General features: G+C 33.9%; 12 protein-coding genes. 2 read left to right on the top strand and 10 right to left on the bottom strand.

Annotation, left to right across the window (positions count from 1 at the left end; all coding sequences use genetic code 11):
* The first annotated feature begins 157 nt into the window (after positions 1-157).
* Both dinB and LNQ49_RS11595 read left to right on the top strand, forming a co-directional pair.
* Positions 158-1,240 carry a DNA polymerase IV gene (dinB, locus tag LNQ49_RS11600; RefSeq protein WP_229988997.1) on the top strand — a complete coding sequence of 361 codons (1,083 nt, stop codon included), beginning with the start codon at positions 158-160 and terminating at the stop codon, positions 1,238-1,240.
* An 82-nt stretch (positions 1,241-1,322) separates the two neighbouring features.
* On the top strand, positions 1,323-1,838 hold the full coding sequence (locus tag LNQ49_RS11595; protein WP_229988996.1) for a PAS domain-containing protein: 516 nt from the start codon (positions 1,323-1,325) through the stop codon (positions 1,836-1,838).
* A gap of 57 nt (positions 1,839-1,895) precedes the next feature.
* Here LNQ49_RS11595 and LNQ49_RS11590 read toward each other — a convergent pair whose 3' ends face one another.
* The 10 genes from LNQ49_RS11590 to nuoF all read right to left on the bottom strand — a co-directional run bounded on the left by LNQ49_RS11590 (position 1,896) and on the right by nuoF (position 12,936).
* Positions 1,896-2,672 (bottom strand): Bax inhibitor-1/YccA family protein, encoded by a 777-nt coding sequence (locus LNQ49_RS11590; protein WP_229988995.1) that lies wholly within the window; start codon positions 2,670-2,672, stop codon positions 1,896-1,898.
* A 305-nt stretch (positions 2,673-2,977) separates the two neighbouring features.
* The gene (locus tag LNQ49_RS11585) at positions 2,978-4,348 is read right to left on the bottom strand and encodes an NADH-quinone oxidoreductase subunit N (protein ID WP_229988994.1); all 1,371 of its coding nucleotides are present in this window, start codon (positions 4,346-4,348) and stop codon (positions 2,978-2,980) included.
* Between the two features lie 140 nt (positions 4,349-4,488).
* Positions 4,489-5,928: a complex I subunit 4 family protein gene (locus LNQ49_RS11580; protein ID WP_229988993.1), complete on the bottom strand. Its 1,440-nt coding sequence runs from the start codon at positions 5,926-5,928 to the stop codon at positions 4,489-4,491.
* Positions 5,929-5,941: 13 nt separating this feature from the next.
* Entirely contained in the window at positions 5,942-7,822 is a 1,881-nt protein-coding gene (gene nuoL / locus LNQ49_RS11575; RefSeq protein ID WP_229988992.1) for an NADH-quinone oxidoreductase subunit L, read from the bottom strand.
* A gap of 6 nt (positions 7,823-7,828) precedes the next feature.
* Complete coding sequence (gene nuoK, locus LNQ49_RS11570) at positions 7,829-8,149, bottom strand: NADH-quinone oxidoreductase subunit NuoK (protein WP_035618229.1); 321 nt, start codon at positions 8,147-8,149, stop codon at positions 7,829-7,831.
* Positions 8,142-8,687, bottom strand: a complete 546-nt coding sequence (locus LNQ49_RS11565) for an NADH-quinone oxidoreductase subunit J family protein (protein ID WP_229988991.1) — start codon at positions 8,685-8,687, stop codon at positions 8,142-8,144. Before LNQ49_RS11565 ends, nuoK begins: the two co-directional genes overlap by 8 nt.
* Complete coding sequence (locus LNQ49_RS11560; protein ID WP_229988989.1) at positions 8,687-9,232, bottom strand: NuoI/complex I 23 kDa subunit family protein; 546 nt, start codon at positions 9,230-9,232, stop codon at positions 8,687-8,689. The genes LNQ49_RS11565 and LNQ49_RS11560 overlap by 1 nt, the downstream gene beginning before the upstream one ends.
* 162 nt (positions 9,233-9,394) lie before the next feature.
* Entirely contained in the window at positions 9,395-10,447 is a 1,053-nt protein-coding gene (nuoH, locus tag LNQ49_RS11555) for an NADH-quinone oxidoreductase subunit NuoH (protein WP_229988988.1), read from the bottom strand.
* Between the two features lie 2 nt (positions 10,448-10,449).
* A complete protein-coding gene (locus tag LNQ49_RS11550) occupies positions 10,450-11,481 on the bottom strand; it encodes an NADH-quinone oxidoreductase subunit G (RefSeq protein ID WP_229988987.1) in 1,032 nt (343 codons plus the stop codon).
* Between the two features lie 84 nt (positions 11,482-11,565).
* Entirely contained in the window at positions 11,566-12,936 is a 1,371-nt protein-coding gene (gene nuoF, locus LNQ49_RS11545) for an NADH-quinone oxidoreductase subunit NuoF (RefSeq protein ID WP_229988986.1), read from the bottom strand.

The raw sequence follows: 12,936 nt of genomic DNA, 5'->3' as shown, positions 1-12,936 counted from the left end.
AGAAAATGATTTGGTTTTTGCCTATTCACTTGTTAATATTTGTTATTATAGTAAAAATCTAAAGTAGTCTGATTTGCTTGTAAAATTTAACGTAAATAGTAAAAATATTTATGACCTTTTTATTCTCTTTTGTGGGTTTCCTATCTAAATTTGTACTATGTCTGACGTGCCTACATATCGCAAAATTATCCATATTGATATGGATGCATTTTATGCTTCGGTAGAGCAAATGGACAATCCAGATTTGCGCGGTAAACCTATAGCTGTAGGCGGTTCTGAGAATCGTGGTGTTGTTGCAGCAGCAAGTTATGAGGCTCGTAAATTTGGTGTTCGTAGTGCAATAAGTGGCATGCAGGCTAAGCGTAATTGTCCGCATCTTATTTTTGTGCGTCCACGTTTTGATCGCTACAAAGAGATTTCAAATAAAATTCATAAAATTTTTCATGAATATACTGACTTGGTTGAGCCACTTTCGCTTGATGAAGCTTATCTTGATGTAACAGTTAATAAAAAAGGCAATCCAAGTGCGAGTTTATTAGCTGAAGAAATTAGAATGCGAATTTTTAATGAAGTTGGTTTAACCGCTTCAGCAGGAATTTCGGTTAATAAGTTTGTGGCTAAAATTGCCAGTGACTACAACAAACCCAACGGACAAAAAACGGTTAACCCCGATGAGATAATTGCTTTTCTTGAAGAATTACCCATTAGGAAGTTTTATGGAGTAGGGAAGGTAACTACCGAAAAAATGTACCAGCTAGGTATTTTTACAGGAACAGATTTAAAGAGTAAGAGCTTAGAGTTTCTAGAAAAGCATTTCGGAAAATCAGGTACATTTTATTATCATGTTGTGCGTGGAATTCATAATAGTGAGGTGAAATCAAATAGAATCACAAAGTCGGTTGCAGCAGAGCATACTTTTGATGTTAATCTATCTTCGGAGATTTTTATGATTGAACAACTCGAACGAATTGCTACTTCTTTAGAGAGGCGTTTGCAAAAGTATAAGATTTCGGGTAAAACAGTTACTCTCAAAATTAAATATAGCGATTTTACACAGCAAACTAGAAGCAAAACGTTACCCTATTTTATTGCTGATAAAAATTTGATTATGGAAACGGTCAAAGAACTCTTGTATCAGGAACGAATGAAAGATTCTGTTCGTTTATTAGGGATTTCATTAAGCAATCTTAATACTGAAGTAAAAAAGGCTATAGTTGTACAGCTCAAGTTTGAATTTTAAATCGCTTAAACATGCGTTAAATGCGCAACAAGGCTATTGTTGGTGATGTTTTTCAATTTATCTTTGAGTAAAAATTTAATTTATGTATGATTTAGATGCTTATGATGCAGCAATGGCAAAATATCATCAAGAGATGAATTGCAATGTTGTTCCAGTAATTTCATGGGATTTTCATCATGTACCTTTGAATGATTTGAAGAGTAATTATTCTGATTGGCAAAAAGTAGATCATATTGCAAATCGATTTCATTGGGATGATTCTGAATTTGATGTTTTAGAGCGATTGAAAGAGGAGGTTGTGGTAATTACTGATTTAAAACTGAAGATTGTTTTTGCTTCCAACCGTATTTTTAATATGACAGGTTATACCGAAGTTGAAGTTCTGGGTAAATCACCTAAAATGTTTCAAGGTCCAGAAACATCTTCTGTTGTTAAAGAAGAAATTAGGACAGCTATAAAATCACAGGAAATTTTTGAAAAGACCATTCTGAATTATAAGAAAAACGGTGAGACTTACTTTTGTACCATACACGCATTCCCAGTTTTTAATATAAAAGGAAAGCTGACCCATTTTATTGCTTTTGAAAAAGCAGCCTAATAAAAAAGCCTTTTTGATTTTTCAAAAAGGCTTTTTTTATATTATTAATTAAAACGATTAGTTTCTACTATTCATTTTCGATAGCAATCTTATGAATTCGATATACAACCAAACAAGGGTAATCATTAATCCCATTGCGCCGTACCATTCCATGAATTTTGGCATTTTTTCTTGAACACCTTGCTCAATTCTGTCAAAATCTAAAAATAGGTTTAAAGCAGCAATAATGATTACAAAAACACTAATACCAATACTCATCATAGAACTACCATGATGAACAGGAGTAAAGCTTGTAAACATTGAAACTAACCAAGAGATTAGGTAGTAAGTTGCAATTGCCAAAGTAGCAGCCACAACAACAGATTTGAATTGTTCAGTTACTTTTACAATCTTGTATTTGTATAAACCTAGACAAACCATAAATGTTACAAATGTTGCACCAACAGCTTGTATTACGATTCCTGGATACATAGCTTCAAAAATTGCAGATACTCCACCAATAAACAAACCTTCAAACAAAGCATAACCTGGAGCTAAGTAAGGAGAAAGTTGTGGTTTGAATGCTGAAATAACAACTAAAATTAATCCAACGATAGCTCCACCAATTGTAGGAAGCATAGGGTTGATTCCGTTAAAAGACATCCACCAAGTTACCATTGCAGTAGCAGTAAGCAATAAGAATAAAATAAGTGTTTTATTGATTGTACCAGACAATGTCATTTCTTGACCGTAATCAATGGTTCTTGCCTGATGCGCATTGTCACTTTTTGCAGCAACAGATGTTGGAGTAAAACGTTTATTACTAAAAAACGGGTTGTTTGAGTTGAAAGCCATAATAAATTTAGATTTTAAAACGTACCAAATATAGCCTATATTTTGATATTTGCTCTAATCCCTATGTATATTTTAACAATTGAGTGGTGTAGCTTTTAACTTACCTTGACAAATAGAAGGCAATAAAGTTTAATTCAATGAGCGATGTTTTTATCTTAATGGGGGTTCAAAATGAGAGTGCTATTTTGTATTCATTATGATATCTGATAGTTACTGATACAGTTGGTAGAATTAATAGCAACCGCATTAAAACAAAAAAGCCATCAAATTAAAACTTGATGGCTTGTATTATGTGTAACTATTATTTAGTTCAAAAGATCTAATACTAATGATGGGAATAAACCTAAAACAATGTTTAATACTATCGAAACTATTGCAACAGTATAAATAAGGATTGGTGTTCCAGTACGAACTTCATTAGGCTCTTTAGTGTACATAGCTAATATTAATTTGAAATAGTAACCAACACTTATGATAGAGTTTATTACAGCAACAATTACTAATGCAAGGTATCCAGCTTGAAGTACCTGATTAAACAAGAATAACTTAGCAAAGAATCCTGCAAAAATTGGAATACCAGCCATAGATAAAAGCGAAGCCGTAAGGATTGCTGCCAATAAAGGATTAGTTTTTCCTAAACCATGAAAATTAGTGATGTCTTCGTTGTCTTTGTTTTTACAAACATATAATATAACGCTAAATGCTGCGATACCAGCTAATGCATAAGCACTAGTGTAATATAAAAGAGTTCCTGCAGAAGTTGCTAAAGTTAATAGTGTCATTAACATGAAACCTGCATGAGAAATACCTGAATAAGCAAGCATACGTTTTACATTTACCTGACGCAATGCCATGATGTTACCAACAGTCATAGATAACATAGAAACGATTACAATAACGATTACATAGCTTTCAGAAAGTTCAGCATTTAGAATCGTTAGTAATTTGTATAAAGTAGCAATAGCAACAACCTTAGCCAAAGTACTCATTAAAGCAGTTGTTAAAGCAGGAGAACCTTCGTAAACGTCTGGTGCCCAAAAATGGAATGGAACAGCAGCAACTTTAAACAACATACCAACAGTTAGTAAAACAATACCAATTGGGAACCAAATAGGCAATTCAGCAGATTGAGATAAATCACTAATTTCAACTACGTCAAAACTACCCATAGCTCCGTAAATCAAACAGATTCCGAATAAGATAATTCCAGAAGCAAAAGAACCCATTAGGAAGTATTTCATTCCAGCCTCATTACTTTTTATTTTCATTCTGTCACTTGCAGCCAAAACATAAAGCGCAATAGACAATACTTCGATACCTAAAAAGAACATAGCTAAGTTTCCAAAAGATACCATAGCTACAGCTCCAGCCAATAAGAATATTTTTATAGATACATAATCAGATATCTTCGTTTGGTGATCTTCGTAGAAGTTAAAGCTCAAAGCCACTAAGAAAATGGTTAAAACAATAAACAATGACGAAAATGCTGTAGAGTATTTACTCACTGCAATCATGTTATTGTAGTAACTCTCGGTTAAACCAAATTCTGAATAGTTTATTGCCAAAACGCCTAATAAACCAAGTATAGTTACTGGAATAATGGCTTTTCTTAAATTAAGAATTTCAAACAGTAGGCAAAAAATACCCAATCCTATAATAGCTATTAATGTATTCATTTTTGTTTTTTTGATATAGGAAATCTAAAACTAATGATGCCCTAATTTATTTTATTTAAAAATATGTTATTTATTCTTTAGCAGCTTAACTTTTAAGAAACAGATAGAATCTGAAATCAAAAATCGTTAATTCTAATGTTTTAATTTCTATTTATAATTTTTAAAATGACTTCTAAACTTGGAGAAATTAAATCTGTAATCGGTTTTGGATACAATCCAAAGAACAATAAAACAGCTATAATAGCTACAAGAGAAATTCCTTCATTGATAGTTACGTCAGCAAATGGTTTAGTATTTGTTTCACCTAACATTACATTTTGGAACATTTTAAGCATATAGTAAGCACCTAAAATAATAGTTGTTCCACCTAAAACGGCAAACCAAATGTTTATTTGAGAAAGGCTATACAATACTGTAAACTCACCAATAAAGTTAAATGTAGAAGGTAATGAAACCGATGCCAATACCAAGATCAAGAACATTGAAGTGAATTTTGGTGATTGATAACGAATTCCACCCAATTCAGCAATAGCTCTAGTTTCGTATCTTCTAAAAATGATTTCAGCAGCTAAGAATAAACCAACTACTACAAAACCGTGAGCAATCATTTGTAAAACAGATCCGCTTAAACCGTCAGCAGTTAGTGTATAAGCACCAGCAGCAATTAACCCAACGTGAGCTAATGAAGAATAAGCAAGTAATTTTTTTAAGTCTTTTTGTCTCAATGCTACAATTGAACCATAAATTACACCAGCAATACCTAATCCAATAAATACAGACATGTATTCTTTTGCAGGTAGTGGAGCAATAGGCAATTGCCAACGAATGATACTGTAAAGTCCCATTTTAAGCATGATACCAGATAAAAGCATAGTTCCTACAGTAGGTGCTTTTTGGTATACACTTGCTTGCCAAGTATGGAAAGGAATAAGTGGAATTTTAATAGCATACGCTAAGAAGAAAGCCAAGAATATCCAAAGTTGTTCAGTAGCAGATAAATCTACTTCATACAAATCAGTCAATAAGAAGCTACCTGCTTTTGTGTACAAGTAAACAAATGCTACAAGCATGAATAATGAACCAGCTAGTGTGTAGATAAAGAATTTAACTACAGCTTTTCTGCGTTCTTCAGTATCACCATTACCCCAAATTAAGGCAATAAAGTAAATTGGGATTAAAGATAATTCCCAGAAGATATAGTATAATAAACCATCTGCAGCAAGGAAAGTACCTACCATTGCAAATGCCATGAATAAAATTAAGGCATAGAATCCTTTTGCATTTGGGTATGAATTACCAAAAGAAGAGAATATGATTATTGGCGTTAGAGCAGTTGTTAGTAATAACATTGCAATGGCCAATCCATCGGCATTTAATACAAATGAAATTTTTGGCTGATTAATCCATTGGCTCATAAAGCTAATGCTTTCGCCAAGATTATAATGATTTAATAATACAATCGAACAACCCAAAGCAGCCAAACTAAAGAACAAGGCTACTTTTGAAGCAAGTTTATCACCAACAAAATAAGTGACAAATGCACCAATTAAAAGTATAATTAATATAAGAGAAACGTTCATAGTTATTAAATTATTAAGCTAAAAATATATAAGAAACAATGGCACATAGACCTAAAACAAAAGCAAACAAGTACAATCCGATACTTCCATTTTGTAATCTTCTACCTTGATAACTTATCTCATTGGTTACTTTTCCTAATCCGAATACAAGAGCAGACAAACTAGTTTCTACATAATCTCTAAAGAATTTAGACAATCCATTTATAGAGTTTACAAATAGATAGTTGTAAGCTTCGTCAACATAATATTTGTTGTATAATACTTTTGTAACACCAGTTATAGAGGCATCTTCACCAGGAACATTGTTTTGTTTGATGTATTTTAAGTAAGCAATAAAAATACCTACCAATCCACCAAGAACTGCAACACCCATTAAAGTGTATTCAGTAGTTCCTAAATGATGTGCTTCGCCAGCTACTTTTGTAAAAAGTGGAGCTAAATATGAGTTTAACCAGCTATTTCCAGGTAAGCTAATCAATCCGCCAAAAGTAGCTAAGATTGCTAAAACAATTAATGGAAAAGTAATTAAAGCAGGGCTTTCGTGTAAGTGGCTTTTTTGGTGTTCAGTTCCTCTAAAATCTTTGAAGAAAGTTAAGAACATTAATCTAAACATATAAAAAGCAGTCATGATCGATGCAATAGACGCTACAACATAAAGTGGAATGTTATGCTCAAATGCAGTCAATAATATTTCATCTTTAGAGAAGAATCCAGAAAACAATGGAACTCCTGATATTGCTAATGAAGAAACAAGCATAGTTATAAAAGTAACAGGCATTGCTTTACGCAATCCACCCATTTTACGCATGTCTTGTTCACCGTGCAAAGCGTGAATTACAGAACCTGAACCCAAGAATAAACAAGCTTTAAAGAAAGCGTGAGTTATTACGTGAAATACAGCTACTTCATAAGCACCCAATCCTAATGCTAAAAACATTAATCCTAATTGCGAAACAGTAGAGTAAGCCAATACTTTTTTAATATCATTTTGAACCAGACCAATTGTAGCAGCAACTAGAGAAGTTATTGCTCCAATAATAGCAATTATGCTTTGAACATCTGGAGTTAAATCAAATATAAAGTTTAATCTAGTAATCATAAAGATACCAGCAGTAACCATCGTAGCAGCGTGAATTAACGCCGAAACTGGAGTTGGTCCAGCCATCGCATCAGGCAACCAAGTGTATAATGGAATCTGTGCAGATTTACCACAAGCACCAATAAACAAACAGAATGCAGCTGCAGAAAGCATGTAGATATTTAAATCAGTTGCACCAGCTATAGCCGTTTTTAAAGTTGCATAATCCAAAGTTGAGAACATAGAACCGATGATAAAAATACCAACTAGTAATCCTAAATCTCCAATTCTGTTCATGATGAACGCTTTTTTAGCAGCGTCATTATAGTCTTGGTTTTTATACCAGAAACCGATTAGTAAGTAAGAACAAAGTCCTACACCTTCCCAACCAATAAACAATACTAATAAGTTACTTCCAACAACTAGTGTAATCATGAAAAATACAAACAGGTTTAAGTAAGCAAAAAACTGGTGCATTTTCTCATCATCATGCATATAGCTGATAGAGTATAGGTGAATCAAAGAACCAATCCCAGTTACAAATAGTAACCAAAGTAATGATAGTTGATCTAATAAGAAACCTAAGTCAACTTTAAAATTACTTATCTGAATCCATTCAAATAAAGAAATGCTGATAGGTTGTTGAGTTTGATTTATTTGAAGGAAAAAATAAATAGTTACAGCAAATGAAACAACTACAGAAAGAGTTCCTATAGCCCCAGAAACTGTCTTTCCTAAACTTTTTCCAAAGAAAACATTGATTAAAAATCCTAAAAAAGGAGCTAATACTAAAACTAAAGCTAAATTGGTATCCATTGCCATTTATCCTTTTAAATTTTTTAAATTATCGATACTAATTGAGTGTATGTTTCTAAATATCGATACTAAAATTGCCAATCCAACTGCTACTTCAGCTGCAGCAACTGCCATTGAGAAAAACACGAATACTTGTCCTTGTGCATCTTGGTGATACGTAGAGAAAGCAACAAATAATAAGTTTACTGCATTAAGCATGATTTCAATAGACATAAAAACGATAATCGCATTACGTCTGTATAAAACACCAAATATACCTACACAAAAAAGGACTACACTTAAAAATATGTAGTTTTCGATACCTATTTGATTTAAAATATTATTCATTATTTTTCGATTTTTCTTTTTTAGACAATAAGACAGTTCCAATCATGGCAACCAAAAGTAAAATAGAAGCAAATTCAAATGGAACCATATATTCGTTCAATAGTATTTTACCCAATACTTTTATCGATTGGAAATCTTCACCAGTCGAATCGTATTCTCCAACAATTGGTTTTGAGTTAATAAATATTGCAATTAATACAACACAAATCAAACAAAAAGAAACAATTGCTCCCAAACGCGTGATTCGAGGTTTGTGTACTTCGTTTTTTTCGTTCAGGTTCATTAACATTATCGTAAACAGGAACAAAATCATTATGGCTCCCGAATAGACTATGATGTGAACTATTGCAAGAAACTGAGCATTTAATAATAAGTAATGACCTGCAATCGAGAAAAAGCAAATCACTAAATAAATAGCACTATGAATAGGTGTACGACTAAAAACAGTTAAGAAAGCAGTAATCACTGTTATAAAAGCTAAAATACAAAATGTAATTTGTATTGCATTTGCATTAGCAAAGTCAGGTATATGTATCATTAATTAGCGTTTTTAAGTTGAGCGTTTTTCATAGCCATATCTAATGGCATCACTAATTTGTCTTTTCCAAAAATAAAATCTTCTCTATCATAACTAGAAGGAACCAATACTTTTGAAGTCGTCAGGTAAATTGCATCTTTTGGACAAGCCTCTTCACACAATCCACAAAAAATACAACGCAACATATTGATCTCATATATCGAAGCGTATTTTTCTTCTCTGTACAAATGTTTTTCATCTGGTTTGCGCTCTTCAGCTTTCATAGTGATAGCCTCAGCAGGACAAGACAAAGCACATAATCCACAAGCAGTACAGTTTTCACGACCTTGCTCATCGCGTTTCAGCATATGCTGTCCACGGTAAACATCACTTCGCTCACGAACTTGTTCTGGGTAATGAATAGTCGGTTTACGCTTGAACATGTGTTTGATTGTAATGTACAACCCTTTAGCAATCGCTACAAGATACAATCGCTCAAGAAAAGTCATCTCTTTATTTGAGACTACCTTTTTTCTACCCGATAATGATATAGTTTCTATTGACATTTTAATTTATCATTTACGATTTTGATTCCAAAACCAAATTCAAAAATTTATTTCTTTTATTTTTTATCAGAAGCTAATCCTGCTATCCGTTACAATCTTTACTGTTTTAAAGAAAAACATTAAAGGATTTTCACTTCTATCAGGGCTAGGCGTTTTCGTTTATTAAAACCCTAAATAAGCTGCAATTTCACCTCTTAACATTACAACACCTGTAAGCATGATATTGATGATAGAAAGCGGAATTAATATCTTCCATCCTAAGTGCATCAATTGGTCATATCTAAATCTTGGAATAGTCCAACGAACCCACATATAGAAGAAGATGAAAAAGCATATTTTAGCAAATAAAACAACCATTCCTAAAACGTTTGCTGGATTAACTCCTACGTTGTCTACCATCCATTGCATTCCCGGATAGTTGTATCCTCCAAAGAATAATACAGCGATTATAGTAGCCGAGATAAACATATTTGCATATTCAGCAAATAAATAGAATCCCATTTTCATCGAAGAATACTCCGTGTGGTATCCACCAACTAATTCAGTTTCACACTCCGCTAAGTCAAAAGGAGTTCTATTTGTTTCAGCAAAAGCACAAATAAGGAATATTAAGAAAGATAAAGGTTGGTAAAATACGTTCCAGTTCATTCCAGCTTGTTGCAAAGAGATTTCTCTTAAGCTTAAGCTTCCAGTCATCATTAATAATGCAATCATTGATAATCCCATTGCGATTTCATACGAAACCATTTGCGAAGCAGCACGAACTGCTCCCATCAATGAGAATTTACTATTAGACGCCCATCCACCAATCATGATACCATATACTCCAACAGAAACTACGCCGAAGAAATACAATAATCCAATGTTTATATCAGTAGCTTGAAGCAAAATATCTCTGCCAAATAAGTGTAATTTATCTCCCCATGGAATAACAGCACTTGTCATTAAAGCGGTACTCATGGCAATTGCAGGACCTACAACAAATAAGAATTTATTTGGAGTATTTGGAAAAAACTCTTCTTTAGAGAATAATTTCATACCATCTGCAAGCGGTTGTAATAATCCACCCCAACCAGCACGGTTAGGTCCAACACGGTCTTGTAAGTAAGCTGCAACTTTACGCTCAGCCCATGTAGAATACATCGCCATAAGCATCGTTACGGCAAAAACCACAAGAATTATAACACTTTTTTCTATAATAAATGTATTGTCCATTTCTAAGAGATTTTGTCGTTATTGGTTAATGGAATTTGCGCCATACTAATTTTTTTACGGTCTTGATCTCTACCCAAAAGAATAATTTCTTCAGTAGCTATTTCTACTTTTTCTAATTTACGAGTGTAGTTGTTTTGATTGATAACCGAATCTTTTTCAAATTCTCTTGGTCCTTCAATAGTCCAATCTGCAACGTTTTTGTGGTCAAAACGACAACTGTTACAAATAAACTCTTCAACTTCATGATAGATGTCCTTACGGCCAGTAACACGTTGTATTTCGCCTCCAAACATCCAAACAGTTGTTTTTCCACAACATCCAGGAGTAGTACACTCTCTATGAGCATTGAAAGGCTTGTTAAACCAAACTCTCGATTTAAATCGGAATGTTTTATCTGTCAAAGCTCCAACTGGACATACATCAATCATATTTCCAGAAAACTCATTGTCGATTGCTTTAGAGATACCAGTTGAGATATTAGCATGATCACCACGATCTAATACACCATGAACTCTATTGTCTGTCAATTGATCTGCAACTTGTACACAACGTTGACATAAGATACAACGGTTCATGTGCAATTGAATGTGCGGACCGATATCTTCTGGTTCAAATGTTCTTTTCTCTTCTATAAAACGTGATTTTGGGTTTCCGTGCTCAAAACTTAAGTTTTGAAGATCACATTCTCCAGCTTGATCACAAATAGGGCAATCCAAAGGGTGGTTAATCAATAAAAATTCTGTTACTGATTTACGTGCTTCAGTTACTCTATCAGAAGATTTGCTATTTACTTCCATACCATCCATACATCCTGTTACACAAGATGCCATCAATTTTGGCATTGGTCTTGGATCAGCTTCACTACCTTTCGATACTTCAACTAAACAACAACGGCATTTTCCTCCGCTACCTTTTAATTTTGAGTAATAGCACATGGCTGGCGGAACTAAATCTCCACCAATCATACGTGCAGCCTGTAGGATTGTTGTTCCTGGCTCTACGTCTATACTTTGACCGTCTATGGTTACTTTCATCTCTTTGTTTGTTTTTTTAGTTTCAGGCCTAAAGTTTCAAGTTGTGCAACTTGAGACTAAAAAAACTTGAAACTTGAAACTATTTTAAATAATTACTTTACCGCCTACTAAATGTTTCACTTGTGAAAAAGGCTCAGCAACAAAATGCTCTCTATTTTTTATTTTTTCTGGAAAACGAACGTGGTATTCAAACTCATCTCTAAAATGACGAATAGCTGCTGCTACTGGCCAAGATGCTGCATCTCCAAGTGGGCAAATCGTGTTTCCTTCGATTTTACTTTGAATGCTCCATAACAATTCGATATCTTCCTCACGGCCTTGACCGTTTTCGATTCTCCATAATATTTTTTCTAACCAACCTGTACCTTCACGACAAGGAGTACATTGTCCACAAGATTCGTGGTGGTAGAAACGAGCAAAATTCCATGTGTTTCTTACGATACATGCAGTGTCGTTGTAAACGATAAATCCTCCAGAACCTAGCATAGATCCAGTAGCAAAACCACCATCACTTAAAGATTCGTAAGTCATTAAACGATCTTCACCATTTGCAGTTTTAAAAATTAATTCGGCTGGTAAAATTGGCACAGAAGAACCTCCAGGAACAAACGCTTTTAAAGGTCTGCTAGAAGACATTCCGCCTAAGTATTCATCAGAATTCATAAATTCATCAACACTTAGACCCAATTCAATTTCGTAAACTCCAGGGTTTTTAACGTGTCCAGAAGCCGAGATTAATTTAGTTCCAGTAGAACGACCAATACCAATTTTAGCATAATCGTCACCAGAGTTGTTGATAATCCATGGCACAGTAGCAATAGTTTCAACATTGTTTACCACAGTAGGGTTGGCCCAAAGTCCAGAAACAGCAGGGAATGGCGGTTTGATACGCGGGTTTCCTCTTTTCCCTTCCAATGATTCTATAAGTGCAGTTTCTTCTCCACAAATATAAGCACCAGCTCCACAGTGAACGTGTAGTTCTAGATCATATCCTGATCCAAGTATATTTTTTCCCAAAAACCCAGCAGCTTTTGCTTCGGCAATGGCTCTTTCTAATATTTTGAAAACCCACATATATTCTCCACGAATATAGATATATGATAGGTTAGCGCCCAAGGCAAAACTTGAAGTAATCATTCCTTCAATCAATAAGTGAGGAATAAATTCCATCAAATAACGATCTTTAAAAGTACCTGGCTCAGATTCGTCAGCATTGCAAACTAAATGTCTTGGTTTTCCTGATTTTTTATCAATAAAACTCCATTTCATTCCCGCTGGGAAACCTGCTCCACCACGACCACGAAGGCCTGATTTCTTTACCTCTTCAACAACTTCGTCTGGTGTAAGCGTTTTTATTGCTTTTTCCACAGAAGCATAACCACCGTTTTTGCGGTATACTTCGTAGGTTTTAATACCAGGAATATTGATTTTATCTAATAATATTTTTTGTGACAT

This window comes from Flavobacterium pisciphilum, assembly GCF_020905345.1.
Lineage (GTDB): Bacteria > Bacteroidota > Bacteroidia > Flavobacteriales > Flavobacteriaceae > Flavobacterium > Flavobacterium pisciphilum.
Note: the sequence above shows the minus strand (reverse complement) of the source record. Positions and strands in the feature narration are given on the sequence as shown.

Bases quoted from the DNA above. Each gene is read 5' to 3' on its own strand.
- dinB (WP_229988997.1), top strand. From the start codon at position 158: ATGTCTGACGTGCCTACATATCGCAAAATTATCCATATTGATATGGAT.
- LNQ49_RS11595 (WP_229988996.1), top strand. From the start codon at position 1,323: ATGTATGATTTAGATGCTTATGATGCAGCAATGGCAAAATATCATCAA.
- LNQ49_RS11590 (WP_229988995.1), bottom strand. From the start codon at position 2,672: ATGGCTTTCAACTCAAACAACCCGTTTTTTAGTAATAAACGTTTTACT.
- LNQ49_RS11585 (WP_229988994.1), bottom strand. From the start codon at position 4,348: ATGAATACATTAATAGCTATTATAGGATTGGGTATTTTTTGCCTACTG.
- LNQ49_RS11580 (WP_229988993.1), bottom strand. From the start codon at position 5,928: ATGAACGTTTCTCTTATATTAATTATACTTTTAATTGGTGCATTTGTC.
- nuoL (WP_229988992.1), bottom strand. From the start codon at position 7,822: ATGGATACCAATTTAGCTTTAGTTTTAGTATTAGCTCCTTTTTTAGGA.
- nuoK (WP_035618229.1), bottom strand. From the start codon at position 8,149: ATGAATAATATTTTAAATCAAATAGGTATCGAAAACTACATATTTTTA.
- LNQ49_RS11565 (WP_229988991.1), bottom strand. From the start codon at position 8,687: ATGATACATATACCTGACTTTGCTAATGCAAATGCAATACAAATTACA.
- LNQ49_RS11560 (WP_229988989.1), bottom strand. From the start codon at position 9,232: ATGTCAATAGAAACTATATCATTATCGGGTAGAAAAAAGGTAGTCTCA.
- nuoH (WP_229988988.1), bottom strand. From the start codon at position 10,447: ATGGACAATACATTTATTATAGAAAAAAGTGTTATAATTCTTGTGGTT.
- LNQ49_RS11550 (WP_229988987.1), bottom strand. From the start codon at position 11,481: ATGAAAGTAACCATAGACGGTCAAAGTATAGACGTAGAGCCAGGAACA.
- nuoF (WP_229988986.1), bottom strand. From the start codon at position 12,936: ATGTCACAAAAAATATTATTAGATAAAATCAATATTCCTGGTATTAAA.